Below are 17,948 nucleotides of genomic sequence, written 5' to 3'. Positions count from 1 at the left end.
GGAAGCGGTGCATCGTGGACGTCCTTTCGGGCCGTACGGCTCCAGGGGTGGTTTGGAAAAGTCGTGCGGAAAGGCTGTTAGGCGGCCATGCGCGCCTTGACGCGTTCCTGGGTCTGCTCCAGGACCACGGCGAGCACGATGACGGTGCCCTTGACGACGAGCTGCCAGAAGGTCGAGACGCCGACCAGGACGAGTCCGTCGCTCAGGAAGCCGATGACGAAGGCGCCGACGATCGTGCCGACGATGGTGCCCTTGCCGCCCGACAGCGAGGTGCCGCCGAGGACGGCCGCCGCGATGGCGTTGAGCTCGTAGGTCGTCGCGGTGTCGGGGTAGGCGGCGCCGAGTTCGGAGGTGAGGATGAGCCCGGCCAGCGCCGCGCACGCGCCGGAGATGACGTAGACGGCGAGCTTGACGCGGGCGGTGCGGATGCCGGCCAGCTCGGCGGCGCGCTCGTTGCCGCCGACGGCGTAGACGCGGCGGCCGAACGGGGTGCGGGTGGTGACGAGGATCGCCAGCGCCGCCACCACGACCATGATCCAGATGGCGACGGGGACCCCGAGCAGGCTCTGGCCGCCCATGACGTCGAAGCCGGTGTTGTGCCGCGCGGGCGTCCCGGCGAGGTTGGGGAAGGTGCCGCCGTTGCTGCGCAGGTCGGCCAGTCCGCGCGCGGCGTACAGGACGCCGAGGGTTGCGATGAACGGGGCGACGTTGAGCCTGGTGACCAGCAGGCCGTTGACCGCCCCGACGGCGGCTCCGACCAGGACCCCGATCGCGACCACCATGACGGTGGAGAACCAGACGGTGTCGCCGCCGGGCAGCTTCAGGCCCTCGTAGAGCAGCCCCCCGGAGATCATTCCGGCGAGGCCGGCGATGGATCCGACCGACAGGTCGATGCCGCCGGTGAGGATGACGAAGGTGACGCCGATGGCCAGCAGCGCGGTGATGGACACGTGCTTGCTCATCAGCAGCAGGTTGCTCGTGGTCAGGTAGTCGCGGGAGATCAGGCTGAACATGATCACGAGGGCGACCAGGACGATGAGCGTCCTGCCCTGCAGGAGGGCCAGTGCGAGCCGGGTCCCGCGGCCTCCCCCGCCGGCCGGGGCGCCCGGTCCGGCGGCCACGCTGCCTTCGACGTCGCTTCCGGTGCTGGTGCTCATGGGCTCACCTTCATGGCGGTCGTTGATGCGGAGGCGTCGACGAGGCGTTCCTCGGTCGCCTCGGCGCGCGGCAGGTCCGCGGTGATTCGGCCGCGTGCCATGACGAGGATCCGGTCGGACATGCCCATCACCTCCGCCAGTTCCGAGCTGACGAACAGGACGCCGAGCCCCTGGTCCGCCAGGTCGCTCATGACGCGGAAGATCTCGGTCTTGGCGCCGATGTCGATGCCGCGGGTCGGCTCGTCCAGCAGCAGGACCTTGGGGCCCGTCCGCAGCGCGCGGCCGAGGACCACCTTCTGCTGGTTGCCGCCGCTGAGCTGGGTGACCTGGGCGTCGACCCCCGGCGCCTTGATCTGCAGGTCCGCGACCTGCCCGGCGGCCGCCCCGCGCTCGCGCACCGGCGACAGCAGCCGGTATCTGGTGAGCGTCCGCAACGTGGACAGCAGCAGGTTCGCGCGGACCGACAGCGCCTGGACGAGCCCGTCGCGCTGGCGGTCCTCGGGGACGAGCGCCAGGCCCAGCGCCAGGCGGCCCGGGACGCGCCTGTCGTCGGCCCGCCGCCCGTCCACCCGGATCGTGCCGGTGTGGTGGCGCAGGCCGATCAGGGCTTCCATCAACTCGGTGCGCCCCGCCCCCATGAGCCCGTAGATCCCGACGATCTCCCCCGCCCGGACGTGGAAGCCGACGTCGTCGACCGGCGGCGCCGGCTTGCCGGGCACCGTGAGGTGCTCGACGTCGAGCAGCACGGCCCCGGTCTGGCCTGCCGAGCGGGTGAAGAGGCTGTCCTGCGAGCGGCCGACCATCTGCTGGACGATCCAGCCCGTGTCGGTCTGGCTCATGGGCGCCTCGGCCACCACCGCCCCTTCGCGCAGCACGGTGACGTGGTCGCCGATCCTGCGGAACTCCTCCAGCTTGTGGGAGATGTAGATGACGGTGACGTTCTGCGCCCGCAGGTCGTCCATCACCTCGAACAGCACGTCGACCTCGGCGTTGCTCAGCGCCGAGGTCGGCTCGTCCATGATCAGGATCCGGACGTCCTGGGACAGCACCCGCGCGATCTCGACGAGCTGCTGGGTGCCGATCGGCAGGTCCCCCACCAGGGTGTCGGGGTCGATGTCCTGCCGCAGCCGCTCGAGTGCGGCCTTGGCCTGGCGGCGCTGCTCGGCGACGCCCCTCAGGTGCGCACGGTTGCGCAGTTCGCGCCCGGCGAAGATGTTGTCGGTGATGCTGAGGTTGGGGAACAGGCTGAGTTCCTGGTGGATGATCCCGATCCCGTGCGCGAGCGCCGCGCGGGGCGTGGGGAACTCCACCGCCTCCCCGTCGAGCAGGATCCGGCCGCCGGTCGGCTGCTCCGCCCCGCTGAGGATCTTCATCAGCGTCGACTTGCCCGCACCGTTCTCCCCCACCAGCACGTTCACCGCCCCGGTACGCCCCCGGAAGGTGACGCCGCGCAGCGCTTGCACGCCGCCGTAGGTCTTGGTGATGTCCTCGGCGAGAAGGACCGGTGGTGCGGCCGCGGGGTCGTCCGGCGCCGGGCCGTCCGGGTTCTCCGGCCGGGCTTCGGCCGGAGGGGTCGGCTCCGTCACGGGGCCACCTCCAGCGTGATGGGGGTGATCATGACGCTGGAAGGGGCCACGAGCTGGAACGCGCCCGTGAAGGTGACCTTCTTGCCCTTGACCGACGCCGGGTCCAGGCCGCGGACGACGGTCGTCTTGACCTTGTTGTTGAGCGCGGCGGCCGCGTCGGCGTAGTCGATCTGGTTGTTGAACTGTCCGAAGCCGATGAAGCCGACGGCGTCGCGGACGGCGGTGCCCACGAAGGCGGGTCCGATCGCCAGGTTCACGTCGGTCTTCCCGGCGCCCGGGACGTCGAGTTGAATGCTGCCGACGGCGTTGCCGCTGGTCACGTCCTTGACCGTGCCGGTTCCCTTGATCAGAAACGAGTAGGGCGAACCGGCGCCGGCCTGCTTGCCGTAGCGGGCGCCGGCCCCCTGCTGGTCCGCGCGCAGTGCGGGCAGCAGGGTCGCGGCGTCCTGGGCGTTCTTCTGCGCGGTCGGTACGACCTTCGAGGCCCAGACCTGCTCGGCGTAGGCGGTCGCGTTGAACTTCCCGCCTCCGCCCGCCCCGGAGCTCGCGCGGCCGGCCTTCTCGACCACGTAGACGCCGGGGACGCCTGAGCAGCCGGCCAGCGAGAGGACGAGCATGACGACCGCGGGAACCCGCAGCCCGCGGGCCCGCCTCCCGTGCCGGGCACTCGCTGCGTGAGCCATGGCACCACCTCGACGATCTGAATTAATATTCAAGCTCTGTTGTCTATGCCGCAAGCTAACGCAGCCGAAATCCGGTGTCAATAACCCCTTGGATCACGACCCGATCTCGACCGAGCAGGTCAGATGCGGCGTCGCCCCGGATGAGGCGCGGCGCGGAGGGGCCCGGCAGCCCTCACTCCCGCGCCCGGCCCGACTCCCGGGCCGCCTCGAACGCCCCAAGACGGCGACTAGGCAAACGTCCATGAATGATTATTCTCAGGCTCTGCACGGTCCTCACCGCGTTTGCCCGCGACGCGATCCGCGCCTCAGGGCCGCGGCCAGGGCCGGGCGTCCGGCCGATCGAGCGCCGGGCCACGGAGACGGCGGCGGCGAGGGAGGCCGAGGGTGTGGACAGAGAGGCGCCGAGCATGATGAACGGTCCCGGGGCGCTGCCCCTGAGCGACATCCCGCCGGATCAGATCCGGCTGCTGACCAAGGTCGCGCGGATGTACCACGAGCGCGGAATGCGCCAGCCCCAGATCGCGGCACAGCTGCACATCTCCCAACCGCGGGTGTCGCGGCTTCTGAAGCGGGCGGCCCAGCTCGGCATCGTCCGCACGACGGTCGTCACCCCCCGCGGAGTCCACGCCGATGTCGAGGAGCGGCTCGAACAGGGCTACAAGCTCAGCGAGGTCGTCGTCGTGGACACCGGCGACCAGGCGGACGAGCCGCACGTGCTGCCCGCGCTCGGTTCGGCCGCGGCCGCCTACCTGGAGACCACGCTGATGGGCGGCGAGCGCACCGGAGTCTCCTCCTGGAGCTCGACGCTGCTGGCGGCGGTGGAGTCGATGAGCCCCCGTCCGGCGGCGGACGCGGGCAGGGTGGTCCAGATGCTCGGCGGGGTCGGCAACGTCACCGCGCAGGCGCAGGCCACCCGGATCACCGGACGGCTGGCCCAGCTGACCGGAGCCGCCCCGGTGTTCCTGCCCGCTCCGGGCCTGCTGGGGTCCGGATCCATGCGCCAGGTGATCGTCACCGACCCCAACATCGAGTCCGCGCTGGCGGCCTGCGACGACCTCACCATGGCCCTGGTGGGCATCGGGAGCCTCACCCCCTCGCCGCTGCTGCGCGACAGCGGCAACGCCTTCGCCGACAGCGAGTTGCCCGAGCTCCGCGCGGCCGGCGCCGTCGGCGACGTCTGCCTGCGGTTCTTCGACGAGCACGGCAGGCACCTGCGGACGAGCCTCGACGAGCGGATCCTCGGGATCGCCCCGGGCACACTGCGCCGGGTGCCGCGCCGGATCGGCGTGGCGGGCGGCGAACGCAAGCGCACCGCGATCAGGGCCGCCCTGCTGGGCGGCTGGGTCAACGTCCTGATCACCGACTACCAGACCGCCCTGTGGCTGGCCGCCGCCATTGACACGCCCGATCAGCCCCACATACGGTATTGCTAATCGCTTACGAATAAATATTCCTCCTAGTCGAGGATCAGGTGCCCGAGCTCGCTGAGAGCGCCGGCCCCAGGCTCGAGAGGAGCTGCGGGGCTCCCTCCGGCGCGGTACCTGAACGGGTGGGAAAGGGACCACATGCTGACCACCGACGACGCCCAAGCCGACCACTATCTGCGGCTGCGGCGCAGGCTCGCCGAAGGCAGCGCGGCCGACGCGGCGGAGGCGCTCGCCGATATCGCCCGCGAGGTCCGCCGGACCGACCTCGCCATGATCCGCCAGGCAGGGCTCGGCCACATCGGCAGCGACTTCTCGGTCATCGACATCCTGGTCACGCTCTACGGGGCCGTGCTGTCGGTCGATCCGCGCGCTCCGCTCGACCCCGACCGGGACCGGCTCATCCTCAGCAAAGGGCACACCGCCGGAGCGCTCTACGCGGTTCTGGCCCAGTTCGGGTTCTTCCCCCGGTCGGCCCTGGAGACCTTCGCCGGACCGCTGTCGCCGCTCAACGGCCACCCCAACCGCACCAAGGTCCCGGGCGTGGAGACCAACACGGGTCCCCTCGGCCACGGCTTCCCGGTCGCGGTCGGCGTGGCTCTGGCTCACAGGCTTCGCGGTTCCCGGAGCCGGACGTTCGTGGTCCTGGGCGACGGGGAGCTCCAGGAGGGCAGCAACTGGGAGGCGGCGATGACCGCCGGCCACCACGGGCTGTCGGCCCTCACCGCCGTCGTGGACCGCAACAGGCTGCAGCAGGGCGCCCGCACCGAGGAGACCAAGCAACTCGAACCGCTGGCCGACAAGTGGCGCAGCTTCGGCTGGGACGTCCGCGAATGCGACGGACACGACCACGGCCGCCTGCTGGCCGCCTTCACCGAGCCCGCGGGCGACCGGCCCGTCTGCGTCATCGCCCACACCACGAAAGGCAAAGGCGTGTCGTTCATGGAAGACCGCGTCGAATGGCATCACAAGGTCCCCTCGGCGGAGCAGGCCGCCTCGGCGTTCGAGGAGCTCGCGCGATGACCGACACCGTCGCCGCGGCGCCGCTGTTCGACTGCAGGAAGGCCTTCGCCGAGGAGCTCGCCGAACTGGCCGCGGCCGACGAGCGCGTCGTCGTGGTCTGCAACGACTCGGTCGGCTCCAGCAACCTCGTGCGGTTCCGCGAGGAGTTCCCCGACCGGCTGGTCAACGTCGGCATCGCCGAGCAGGACCTCGTCGGCGTCGCCGCCGGCCTCGCCAACGGCGGCATGCTGCCCTTCGTCAGCGCGGCCGCGCCGTTCCTGACCGGCCGCGCACTGGAGCAGATCAAGGCCGACATCGCCTACAGCCGGGCCCGGGTCGTGCTGTGCGGGCAGAGCCCCGGGATGGCGTACGGGGAACTGGGCCCCACCCATCACTCCATCGAGGACCTGTCATGGATCCGGGCGGTCGCCGACCTGCCCGTGATCGTCCCGGCCGACCCCGCCGAGACCCGCGCCGCGCTGCGCTGGGCGGCCGCCCACGAGGGCCCCAGCTTCCTGCGGATCGGCCGGTTCGCCGTCCCCGCCGTGCACCCGGACACCATCAGCTTCTCACCGGGCTTGTCGCGGCAGCTCGCCGACGGCGACGATCTGACAGTGATCGCCGTGGGGACGATGGTGTCGCGGGCGCTCGATGCGGCGGCGCGGCTGCGGGAGGAGGGGATCGCGGTGCGCGTGATCAACATGGCCTCGATCGAACCGCTCGACGAGGCGGCGGTGCTGCGCGCCGCCGCGGAGACCCGCGGGGTCATCACGGTCGAGGAGGCCACCGTGACCGGCGGACTGGGCGCCGCGGTGTCCGGCCTGCTCAGCCAGCGGCGGCCCACGCCGATGAAGATCCTCGGCGTCCCGCGCACCTTCGCGCCGACCGGGAGCACCGAGTTCCTGCTGACCCACTTCGGCCTCACCGCGGACGGGATCGCCGCCGCGGCCCGGCAGCTGGCCGGCGATGAGCGGCGATGAGGTGATCCTCGCCCTCGACCAGGGGACGAGCTCCACCAAAGCGCTCCTGGTCGACCGGCATGGCCGCGTGCTGGCCCGCGCGTCCCATCCGCTGGGCCGGAGCCATCCCCGTCCCGGCTGGGTCGAGCAGTCTCCGGACGAGATCTGGACCAGCGTGCGGACCGCGACCCGCCGCTGCCTTGACGGGTACGACCCCGCCCGCGTCACCGCGGTCGGCATCAGCAACCAGCGCGAGTCGATGCTGCTGTGGGACCGGCACACCGGCGACCCGGTCACCCCCGTCCTCGGCTGGCAGGACCGGCGCACCGCGGCGCGCTGCACGGACCTGCTGGCCGCCGGATACGGGGAGAAGGTCTGGGAGGTCACCGGGCTGCCCTTGGACCCGATGTTCTCCGCGACCAAGGGCGCCTGGCTGCTCGACCACGCCGACCCCGACCGGAGCCGCTCCCTGCGCGGCGACCTGTGCCTCGGCACCATCGACTCCTGGCTGCTGAGCCGGTTCGGCGGCGAGCACGTCATCGAGATCGGCAACGCGGCGCGCACACAGCTGCTCGATGTCCGCACCGGCCGGTGGGACCAGCGGCTGCTGGAGCTCTTCGGCATCCCGCCGGAGGTGCTGCCCCGCGTCGTCGCGTCCACCGGACCGTTCCCCTCCGTCCGCGGCCTGCCGCCCCTGCCGGACGGCGTCCCGGTGGCCGCCGTCCTCGGCGACTCCCACGCCGCCCTGTTCGCCCACGCCGGCTGGCAGCCCGGCCGGGTCAAGGCGACCTACGGCACCGGCTCGTCGGTGATGGCGCTGCGCTCCGGCACCACCGCCGTCGGCACCGGGCTGTGCCTCACCATCGCCTGGTCCACCGGCACCGGCTCCGGTCCCGGCGAGGGCACCATCGCGCACGCGGTGGAGGGCAACATCCTCTCCACCGGGGCCACGCTGCGATGGCTCGCCGACACCGTCGGCCGCACGCCCGCGGAACTCGCCGGCCTCGCCGACGGGGCGAGCAGCGACGGCGTGCATCTCGTGCCCGCGTTCGGCGGCCTGGCCGCCCCCTGGTGGGACTCCACCGCCCAGGCCGCGCTGGTCGGCATGACGCTGGCCACCGGGCTCCCCCAGCTCGCCCGCGCCGCGCTGGAGTCGATCGCGTTCCAGGTCGAGGACGTCGTCGCCGCGGCCGGCCCGCACGAGACCCTCCTGGCCGACGGCGGCGCCGCCGCCAATCCGTCCCTCATGCAGATCCAGGCCGACATCAGCGGGCGGCAGGTCCATCAGTCCCTGGTCAGCGACCTGTCGCCGATCGGGGCGGCGCACATGGCCGGTCTCGCCTGCGGCCTGTGGACCGAAGGTCGGCTGGAGGATCTCGACCGACCCGCCCGCGTCTTCTCCCCGCGAACCGGCGCCGACGAACGCCGGCGCATGCGCTCCGCATGGCACCAGGCGGTGTCCCGCGCACGAGCCACCGCCCCGTCGGCGGACGCCGACGTCCCACCCCCAGGAGGCATTCAATGACGAACCAGCCGAAGTCCGAACCCCTCTACGGCGCCGGCCTCTGGCACTTCGGGCAGTTCCGCGACCGCTACGCCACCGACGGGTACGGGCCGCCCGTCTCCACCTTGGAGGCCATCGACCGGGCGGGGGACGTCGGCGGCCTCTCGGTCGTCGACATCAACTACCCGTTCAACCCCGCCGAGCTGGACATCGCCGCCGTCGAGGACGCGCTCAAGGCCGACAACCTGCGCGCCATCGCCCTGACCCCCGAGATCTACACGCGGACGTTCTGCCGGGGCGGCTTCACCAACCCCGACCCGGAGATCCGCCGCCAGGCCATCGAACTGGTCAGCGACGCGGCCGACCTCACCCGCCGGCTCGGCGGCGACTACGTGAAGCTCTGGCCGGGCCAGGACGGCTGGGACTACCCCTTCCAGGCCGACTACAAGGCACTGTGGGCCATGTCGATCGACGCGGTCCGCGAGCTCGCCCAGCGCCACCCCGACCTGCGCTTCGCGATCGAGTACAAGCCCCGAGAACCGCGCAACCGCATGACCTTCTCCTCCGCCGCCCGGACACTGCTGGCGATCGAGGAGATGGACGTGCCCAACGTCGGGATCCTGCTGGACTTCGGGCACTCGCTCTACGGGCTGGAGTCGCCCGCCGAGGCCGCCCAGATGATCATGGCGCGGGACAGGCTCTACGCCATCGACGTCAACGACAACTTCCGCGGCTGGGACGACGACATGGTCGTCGGCTCCGTCCACCTCGTCGAGACCCTCGAGTTCTTCCACGCCCTCACCCAGGCCGACTGGCAGGGCGTCTGGCAGCTCGACCAGTTCCCGTTCCGGGAGAACGCCGTGGAGGCCGCCCGCGCGGGCATCGAGATGATGCGCACGATCTGGCGCGCCTTGCAGGTCCTCGACACCGAGGCCCTCGCCGAAGCCCAGGCCCGGCAGGACGCCCTCGCCGCCCAGCGGATCGCCAAGCGCGCGCTCCTGAGCGCCCAGACCGAGGAGGTGGAGCGCGGCTACTGACCGACGGGCTCCTGGGCGAGCCGTCGCGCGACGTCCAGGTCGGTCACCAGGACGTCCACCCAGCCGCCGCGCAGCGCGGCGCGGATCGCCGTGTACTTGCGGGCGCCGCCGGCGATCGCGACCACGCGCGGGATCGAGCGCAGCGTGGCGGCGTCGATGCCCAGGACCCGCTCGTCCAGCTCGGACTTGACGACCTCGCCCTCCTCGTCGAAGAAGCGCAGGCAGATGTCGCCGACCGCGCCGAGCTCGCGCAGCGCGTCCTGCTCGGCGTCGGCGATGGCGTTCCCGCTCTCCACCAGGAGCGGCGAGGGTTCGAGGCTGCCCACGCCGGCGAGCAGCGTCGTCAGGCCGCCGTAGGTGGCGAGGACCTCGCTGATGTGCGGATCGGCCATCAGCACGTCGCGGGCCTCCAGTGAGGAGGCCAGGCCGGGGGCCGGCAGGAAGACCGCCTCGGCCCCGGTGAGGATGGCCAGCCGGTCGGCGAGCCGGGTGGCGTAGACCTGCGAGGTGCTGTTGCCGACTCCCCCGATGACCTGGACCACCTGCTCGGCGACAGGGGTCGGCCGGGGGTGCATGGCGTCGACGGTGGCCAGCAGCGTCGAGCTCCACGACGAGATGCCGATGCGGTCGCCGCCGGTCAGCGTCGTCTCCAGGTAGACGGCGGCGGCGGCGCCGATGGCCTGCAGCGTGGAGCGTTCGCTGGGCGAGGACTGACCCGGGTCGGCCACGACCACGTCGCGCAGGCCGAAGCGCTGCTCGATCTGCTCCTCCAGCTCGGCGTGCACGCCGGCCGGGGTCACCACCGTGGTGCGGACGATGCCCAGCTCCGCGGCCTGCTTCAGCAGCCGCGAGACGCGGGGCTGGGAGATGTGCAGCTGCTCGGCTATCCGGGGCTGCCGCATGCCGTGTTCGTGGTACATGCGGGCGACCTTGGTCAGCAGTCGTAGCTGCGTGGTCGCCACACCGCCGATGGCTGGCTCTCGCCTGCGATCGCTGGGCACGAGACTCCTCTGCGGACCGGGGGCGGGGCGCCGGACAACACCCGCGATCTCATGCTAGCTGAATGTCCATTCACGCCTGAGTGGGCGTGACGAACGGTGTCCCGCGCCCAGATGGCTTGAATGAATATTCATATGTGAAACATTATGAAAGAGGCCATTGCGGCAGGTGTCTCCCGGAGGGACGATCTCGGCGGCCCCCTCCCGGGGCCAGGCACTGAGCGCCTCCTCCGAGGCGGCCAGGCAGGTCACGAGCCACCCCACGGCCGTGGCGGGAAGGAGCAGGTCTCATGAGACTCGTCCGGCCCGGAGCCGCTCGCTCCCGGCAGCGCCGCGTCGCCCTCGCCGCAGTACCGCTGATCGCAGGCGGCCTCGTCACCGGGGTGTCCGCGATCCACGCGCAGGCGGCCGCCGGCTGCGCGGTGACCTACACCACCAGCGACTGGGACGGCGGCTTCACCGCCGGCGTCAGCGTCAAGAACCTCGGTGACGCGATCAACGGATGGACGCTGGGCTTCACGTTCCCCGATTCCGGCCAGAAGGTGAGCAACGGCTGGTCGGCCGGCTGGAGCCAGAGCGGCCGGAACGTCACCGCCAGGAGCATGGACTGGAACGCCGCGATCGCCTCCGGCGGCTCCGTCGAGATCGGCTTCAACGGCCTCTCGTCCGGCCCGAACCCCGAGCCCGCGTCCTTCACCCTCAACGGCGCTGCCTGCAACGGATCCACCGGCCCCGGCTCCCCCACTCCCACGCCGACCGACACCCCGCCCCCGGGCTCAGATACCTGCGACACAGCCCTCTTCGGCTGGGCTGCCGTCGCGGGAGCCGGCCGCAACACGACGACCGGCGGCGGCAACGCGACCCCGCAGACCATCACAACGCTGGGGGACCTGCAGAAGTACGCGGGCGACTCCACGGCACGCGTTCTCCGGATCTCCGGAACGATCAACACCGGCACCAGCGCCGTGAACATCGCGAGCAACAAGACACTGGTCGGGGCCGACAAGAACGCCACCATCCAGGGCGGGCTCAACATCGAGTCCGGCAACGGCAACATCATCGTCCGCAACCTGAACATCCGCGGCGCCGGGTACGGCCGCTACCCGGCCGACACCCTCGCGGCGCGCGGCTCGGACCACCTCTGGTTCGACCATCTGAACGTCCAGGACGCGGGCGACGGCCTCTTGGACCTCACCAAGGGCTCGGACTTCCTCACGGTGTCCTGGGTGAAGTTCTGGTACACCGACCGCGACAACTCGCACCGCTTCGCCAGCCTGATCAGTGCCGGCGCCGACCACGATGCAACGGACGCGGGCAAGGAGAACGCGACCTTCCACCACAACTGGTTCGCCGACCTGGTCGACCAGCGGATGCCGCGGATGCTCTTCGGCAAGGGGCACGTCTACAACAACTACTACACGGCCACCGGCAACACGTACGCCGTCGGCGTGGGCGCGCTCGCTTCGGTCCTGATCGAGAACAACTACTTCAAGGGCACGCACAACCCCCACCAGTTCATGTACGACCGCCCGTCGTACATCACGGCCCGCGGCAACGCCTACGACGACACCAGCGGCAAGCGCGACAGCGGAGCCGGCGGCACCGGAGGCGGCGTCACCCCGTTCACCAGCCCTCCGTACGGCTACAGGCCGGACAGCGCGGCCGACGTCCCCGGCATCGTCGGCCGCTGCGCCGGACCGCGGTGATACCCGTTCGGACTCCCGGCCCCTCCGGCACTCCGCCGGTCCAGCGCGTATCCCTGGAATCAATGGTGGAGCCCGAACGCCGTGAAACGGCGCTTTGAATTTCTATTCAAGCCTGAATAACGCCTTGTCGATGTCGGTCCCCTGTGTAATCATCACGGGCAATCCAAGGAATCGAAGGCAGTCCACTCGCCGGGAGTTCGATGGCGCGAGTCCCCAAATCCGCGGAGCAACAAGCGTCACACGACGAGAACCGCCGGTAGTCGGCATGCCCGCGCACCGTCGATCGGAAAATCACCAAGAAGCCAGTTCGGAAGTGTCCGCCATCAACAATCGGATGATGTGCGAGATGACGTTCCTTGCCTGAGTCGCGTCGCGCATGTCGTCTGGTCTGCACAGAAAGGGATGAATGTTGCCCAGGAGACATAGGCCGTTCGTGGTCCTGTGCACGGCCGTCGCCACGGTGATGCTGCTGTTGCTGCAAGGCATCGGATCCGTGGAGGCGGCGGCGTCCAGGGACGGTTGGTCGAGGATCGAGGCGGAGAGCTACACCGGTTCGGGTGGCTCGCTGCAGACCTGCAACGGCGTGCTGTGCTACGTCTCAGCCAACGCCTGGGTCCAGTACAACGGCGTGGACCTGCACACCGGCACCGACACCATCCAACTCAACGCCGCCAACGGCGGCGGCGACAGCAAAGTCCAGGTCTGGATCGGTGGGACCAACACCGCCACCCTCACCATCAGCGGCACCGGAGGCTGGGACACCTACCAGACCAAGTCCCTCCCCCTGCCCGCCCAAAACGGCGTCCAGGACGTCAAACTCGTCTTCGTCAACGGCAACCTCAACCTCGACTGGCTCACCTTCTCCGGAACCTCCACACCCCCGCCAAACGACGGCACCGCCTTCGCCGTCAACGCCGGCGGCAACGCCTACACCGCCACCGACGGCACCAAATTCGCCGCCGACACCGGCTTCACCGGAGGCACCACCTACACCTCCACCAACCCCATCGCCGGAACCACCGACGACCCCCTCTACCAAACCGAAAGATACGGAAACTTCAGCTACAAGGCCACCGTCCCCAACGCCGCATACCTGGTCACCCTCTACTTCGCCGAGACCTACCACACACAAGCAGGAAAACGCAGCTTCGACGTCCAAATGGAGGGCACCGAACGCATCACCGACCTCGACATCTACGCCAAAGCAGGCGCCAACACCGCCTACACCACCCAAACCCCCGTCACCGTCACCGACGGAGCACTCGACCTCAAGTTCATCTCCAACATCGAGAACGCCAAAGTCAACGCCATCAAGGTGACCACGGCCGGACCCGCCGAGGACCCCGTCGCCGCCTTCACCGTCTCCCCCGAGCGGCCCAAGCCCGGCGAGAACGTCACCGTCGACGCCTCCGGCTCCTTCGACCCCAACGGCACCATCACCGCCTACAAGATCGACTTCGGAGACGGCACCACCGCGAACACCGCGACCGCCACCCACAAGTACACCGGCGAAGGCGACTACACCATCACCGTCACCGTCACCGACAACGACGGCCGCACCGCCTCCGCCAAGAAGACGATCTCTGTATCCCAGAAGCAGAAGTACCGGATCGTCGTCTCGTCGGACTTCCCGACGCTGGACGGAGCGAACAGCGACCCGGACGACGTCCAGTCGATGGTCCGCTTCCTGATGTACAGCAACGAGTTCGACATCGAGGGAATGCTGGCCACGGCCGCCACCTCGCGCAACGTCGCCAACAAGCAGAACATGCTGGCCGCGATCGACAAGTACGCCCTGGTGTACCAGAACCTCAAGAAGCATGACCCCGGCTACCCCAGCCCCGACTACCTGCGTTCGATCGTCCACCAGGGCCGCAACGGCACATGGGGCGGATCGACCGGCAACAACATCGGGGCCGGCAAGGACAGCGACGCTTCCGACGCGGTCATCAGCATCGTCGACAAGGCCGATTCCCGGCCGGTGTGGTTCTCGATCTGGGGCGACAACAGCCAGGTGGCCCAGGCGATCTGGAAGGTGCAGAACACGCGCAGCCAGGCCGAACTGGACCGCTTCCTCAGCAAGATGCGCATCTTCGCCATCGCGCACCAGGACGACACGATCGACTGGATGAAGCAGAACTTCCCGAACCTGTTCATCATCCACTCGAACACCACCTATGGCGGGATGTTCTGCAACAGCGGCGACACCTCGCTGTGCAACCTGGCGTGGCTCGACGCGAACATCCGCAACAACCACGGGCCTCTCGGGGCCGTGTATCCGCCGAGGGGTTGCTGCATCACAGGGGTCCAGGAGGGCGATTCGCCGTCGTTCCTGCACCTGCTCAGCGCGAACCGCGGGATCAACAACCCCGAGGATCCCACGCAGCCCAGCTGGGGCGGCCAGTACAGGCGCGACGGGTCGACCAATCACTGGGTCGACGGGCCCGGCGGAGGAACCATCTCCAGGTGGCGCGCCGACTTCCAGACGTCCTTCGCCGAACGCGCGGACTGGAACCTCCCATGAGCGCCGGCTGACGCAAGGACGCAGTTCCGCCAGATCCGGGGGCCTGAAGGCGTTGAAAGGCGACGCCTTCAGGCCCTTCCCATGACGGGAGGCGGCCATATCGGCAGGTCGGCTCCGCTACTAGAGCGGATTCAAGTTTCTCATCCTCAAATAGGAAAGGGTTCTAATGTTGTCAACGAGGCATAGGCCGTTCATGGTCCTGTGCACGGCAGCCGTCACAGCGATGCTCCTACTGCTGCAATGCGTCAGTTCCGTTCCGCGGGCCTCGGCCGCGGCCACCATAGATGGTTGGTCGAGGATCGAGGCGGAGAGCTACACCGGTTCGGGTGGCTCGCTGCAGACCTGCAACGGCGTGCTGTGCTACGTCTCAGCCAACGCCTGGGTCCAGTACAACGGCGTGGACCTGCACACCGGCACCGACACCATCCAACTCAACGCCGCCAACGGCGGCGGCGACTCCAAGGTCCAGGTCTGGATCGGTGGGACCAACACCGCCACCCTCACCATCAGCGGCACCGGAGGCTGGGACACCTACCAGACCAAGTCCCTCCCCCTGCCCGCCCAAAACGGCGTCCAGGACGTCAAACTCGTCTTCGTCAACGGCAACCTCAACCTCGACTGGCTCACCTTCTCCGGAACCTCCACACCCCCGCCAAACGACGGCACCGCCTTCGCCGTCAACGCCGGCGGCAACGCCTACACCGCCACCGACGGCACCAAATTCGCCGCCGACACCGGCTTCACCGGAGGCACCACCTACACCTCCACCAACCCCATCGCCGGAACCACCGACGACCCCCTCTACCAAACCGAAAGATACGGAAACTTCAGCTACAAGGCCACGGTCCCCAACGCCGCATACCTGGTCACCCTCTACTTCGCCGAGACCTACCACACACAAGCAGGAAAACGCAGCTTCGACGTCCAAATGGAGGGCACCGAACGCATCACCGACCTCGACATCTACGCCAAAGCAGGCGCGAACACCGCGTACATGACTCAAACTTCGGTCACCGTCACCGACGGAGCACTCGACCTCAAGTTCATCTCCAACGTCGAGAACGCCAAAGTCAACGCCATCAAGGTGTCCCTCGCCGGGCCGGCGGCAGCCTTCACCTACACCCCCGCCAAGCCCGTCCCGCACCAGACCGTCACCTTCGACGGCTCGACCTCCACCGACTCTGACGGGACCATCGCGGCCTACGCCTGGAACTTCGGAGACGGCACCACCGGCACCGGGCAGAAGGCCACCCACGCCTACACCGCCGCCGGCGACTACAAGGTCACACTGACCGTCACCGACGACGACGGCAAGAGCGGAAGCCAGAGCCAGACGGTCAGGGTCTACTCCGGCGACCCTGTTTCCGCCTTCACCGTCTCCCCCGAGCGGCCCAAGCCCGGCGAGAACGTCACCGTCGACGCCTCCGGCTCCTTCGACCCCAACGGCAACATCACCGCCTACAAGATCGACTTCGGAGACGGCACCACCGCGAACACCGCGACCGCCACCCACAAGTACGCAAGCGAAGGCGACTACACCATCACGGTCACCGTCACCGACAACGACGGCCACACCGGCTCCGCCAAGAAGACGATCTCCGTCAGCAAGGCGACGTCCCTCAAGCCGCGCGTGGTCGTGCTGACGGACATCTCCACCTGGGAGCCGGATGACCACGAGTCGCTGACGCGGCTCCTCGCCCATGCGGACATGTACGAGATCGAGAGCATCGTCCTGACGACCGGCTGGAGCATCGACACCCTCAACGACCCCACCAAGAGCGGCTTCATCAGCATCATCAACGACACGATCAACGCGTACGAGAAGGACCTGCCCAACCTGATGAAGCGCTCGAACCAGGTGGGCTTCGCAGCCGATGAGAGCAGGCAGGAGATCGGGTACTGGCCGAGCGCCCAGTACCTGAGGAGCCGGGTCATGACCGGGAGCCGGAATCGGGGTGTCCAGTTCCTGGGAGCCTCCAACGACTCCCCCGGCAGCAACGACATCATCAAGCTGGCGGACGAGAACGACGCCCGTCCGCTCTACGTCACCGTCTGGGGCGGCGGGAACACGGTCGCCCAGTCCATCTGGCGCGTGAAGCAGGACCGGACGCAGGCGCAGTTGGACGCGTTCCTCCGCAAGCTCCGCGTGTACACCATCACCGACCAGGACAGGGACTCCTCCCAGCCGCTCAGCTACAGCTCGCACCAGTGGATGCGCAGCGTCTCGGGAGGCAACCTCCTCTTCATCTGGGACGAGTGCGCCTGGAAGTTCCAGAACGGAACCGGAAAGGCGAACTGGAGTCAGTACGCGACCGATATCCAGGGCCACGGAAACCTCGGCAGGCAATATCCCAAGTACGTGTACGGCGTAGAGGGCGACACTCCGTCCTTCCTCTACGTCACGCCCACCGGCCTCAACGACCCGGACCATCCCAACCAGGCCAGCTGGGGCGGAACATACAAGGGAGACTCGAACAACGTGTGGACGGATGCCAGTACCTGCGGGACGTACAACAACCGCTTCTACTCGGCCTCCTACAACAACTTCGCGGCGCGGATGGACTGGGCGCAATCCGGCTCCGGCAACCGGAACCCCGTCATCGTCCTCGACGGCGACGACGGCGTCAGCGTCCTGAAGAAGACTCCACGCCAGGGCACCGCGGTCACGCTGGACGCTTCCAAGACGACCGACCCGGACGGGAACAACCTCACCTACAGCTGGTGGGTCCAGTCCGATGCCGGCACCTACCCCGGTACGGTCAACATCTCCAACAGCTCTTCAAGCACCGCCACGATCAACGTGCCATCCGATTCCGCAGGAAAGACCTTCCACGTGATCCTGGAGGTGAAGGACAACGGCGAGCACAACCTCAGCGACTACCGCCGAATAGTCTTCGAACCGACCTCGTAGCACTTCGTCATCGCCGGGGACAGGCCCCCGGCGAGCCCTGACGGCGGGCGGCCACCGCTGTGATCACGTGGATCTCCAGGAACCTCCGATCCGCGGTGGCCGCGCCGTCCTCATGCCGAACCCTCAGAAGTCCCCACTGACCCGCGTATCGGCTTACGGACGGATCGGGGACTGCATACGAAGGCGCGCGGCAAGCGCCGCCGCACCTCTGGCGGCCAGGGCGAGGCTGGTCAGCGTGGGCGCGTCCGCGAGTAGCGCGAGCGCGGTGTCGGCCTACGGTGATTCGGTGAACGCAAAGTGGGTGGTGTGCAGCAACCGCTCGGCGGGATCCATGAAGGCGACGAGCTCGGTGCCGGTCAGCCGGGGAGAGGCGCAGGTCCAGTGTGCGCCTGCCCGCCCACGCAGGTGGAGACGGCAGCCGCGGGCATGCCGCCGAGCCTTTCGCCGGGCGCCCGAT

General features: G+C 69.1%; 12 protein-coding genes. 8 read left to right on the top strand and 4 right to left on the bottom strand.

All coding sequences use genetic code 11. From position 1 onward, the window contains the following. Positions 1 to 77: 77 nt before the first annotated feature. From FKD65_RS41075 to FKD65_RS41065, 3 genes are read right to left on the bottom strand one after another with little or no spacing between them, the layout of a single operon-like run. On the bottom strand, positions 78 to 1,157 hold the full coding sequence (locus FKD65_RS41075; RefSeq protein WP_141585147.1) for an ABC transporter permease: 1,080 nt from the start codon (positions 1,155 to 1,157) through the stop codon (positions 78 to 80). Continuing rightward, positions 1,154 to 2,743 carry a sugar ABC transporter ATP-binding protein gene (locus FKD65_RS41070; protein WP_141585145.1) on the bottom strand — a complete coding sequence of 530 codons (1,590 nt, stop codon included), beginning with the start codon at positions 2,741 to 2,743 and terminating at the stop codon, positions 1,154 to 1,156. Before FKD65_RS41070 ends, FKD65_RS41075 begins: the two co-directional genes overlap by 4 nt. After that, a complete protein-coding gene (locus FKD65_RS41065; RefSeq protein WP_141585142.1) occupies positions 2,740 to 3,426 on the bottom strand; it encodes a DUF2291 family protein in 687 nt (228 codons plus the stop codon). Before FKD65_RS41065 ends, FKD65_RS41070 begins: the two co-directional genes overlap by 4 nt. A gap of 386 nt (positions 3,427 to 3,812) precedes the next feature. Here FKD65_RS41065 and FKD65_RS41060 point away from each other — a divergent pair, with 386 nt between their 5' ends. The 5 genes from FKD65_RS41060 to FKD65_RS41040 all read left to right on the top strand — a co-directional run bounded on the left by FKD65_RS41060 (position 3,813) and on the right by FKD65_RS41040 (position 9,352). Next, entirely contained in the window at positions 3,813 to 4,859 is a 1,047-nt protein-coding gene (locus FKD65_RS41060; RefSeq protein ID WP_240809849.1) for a sugar-binding transcriptional regulator, read from the top strand. A gap of 132 nt (positions 4,860 to 4,991) precedes the next feature. Further along, positions 4,992 to 5,873, top strand: coding sequence for a transketolase (locus FKD65_RS41055; protein WP_141585140.1), 882 nt, complete (start codon positions 4,992 to 4,994; stop codon positions 5,871 to 5,873). Next, a complete protein-coding gene (locus tag FKD65_RS41050) occupies positions 5,870 to 6,832 on the top strand; it encodes a transketolase family protein (RefSeq protein WP_141585138.1) in 963 nt (320 codons plus the stop codon). Before FKD65_RS41055 ends, FKD65_RS41050 begins: the two co-directional genes overlap by 4 nt. Then, positions 6,819 to 8,336, top strand: coding sequence for an FGGY family carbohydrate kinase (locus tag FKD65_RS41045; protein ID WP_141585136.1), 1,518 nt, complete (start codon positions 6,819 to 6,821; stop codon positions 8,334 to 8,336). The genes FKD65_RS41050 and FKD65_RS41045 overlap by 14 nt, the downstream gene beginning before the upstream one ends. Continuing rightward, on the top strand, positions 8,333 to 9,352 hold the full coding sequence (locus tag FKD65_RS41040) for a sugar phosphate isomerase/epimerase (RefSeq protein WP_141585134.1): 1,020 nt from the start codon (positions 8,333 to 8,335) through the stop codon (positions 9,350 to 9,352). The genes FKD65_RS41045 and FKD65_RS41040 overlap by 4 nt, the downstream gene beginning before the upstream one ends. Here FKD65_RS41040 and FKD65_RS41035 read toward each other — a convergent pair. Next, positions 9,346 to 10,314 (bottom strand): sugar-binding transcriptional regulator, encoded by a 969-nt coding sequence (locus FKD65_RS41035; RefSeq protein ID WP_141585131.1) that lies wholly within the window; start codon positions 10,312 to 10,314, stop codon positions 9,346 to 9,348. The genes FKD65_RS41040 and FKD65_RS41035 overlap by 7 nt on opposite strands. 326 nt (positions 10,315 to 10,640) lie before the next feature. On the opposite strand from FKD65_RS41035, the gene FKD65_RS41030 reads away from it, so the two are divergent. The 3 genes from FKD65_RS41030 (at position 10,641) to FKD65_RS41020 (ending at position 17,491) form a co-directional block, all read left to right on the top strand. After that, entirely contained in the window at positions 10,641 to 12,056 is a 1,416-nt protein-coding gene (locus tag FKD65_RS41030) for a cellulose binding domain-containing protein (RefSeq protein ID WP_141585129.1), read from the top strand. A gap of 433 nt (positions 12,057 to 12,489) precedes the next feature. Further along, positions 12,490 to 14,580, top strand: a complete 2,091-nt coding sequence (locus FKD65_RS46445; protein WP_168221356.1) for a nucleoside hydrolase-like domain-containing protein — start codon at positions 12,490 to 12,492, stop codon at positions 14,578 to 14,580. Positions 14,581 to 14,803: 223 nt separating this feature from the next. Beyond that, positions 14,804 to 17,491 (top strand): nucleoside hydrolase-like domain-containing protein, encoded by a 2,688-nt coding sequence (locus FKD65_RS41020; RefSeq protein WP_205718453.1) that lies wholly within the window; start codon positions 14,804 to 14,806, stop codon positions 17,489 to 17,491. Positions 17,492 to 17,948: the final 457 nt, after the last annotated feature.

Origin of the sequence: Actinomadura sp. WMMA1423, assembly GCF_006547145.1 — a bacterium.
GTDB lineage: Bacteria > Actinomycetota > Actinomycetes > Streptosporangiales > Streptosporangiaceae > Spirillospora.
This window is presented reverse-complemented; position numbering and strand designations above follow the sequence as displayed.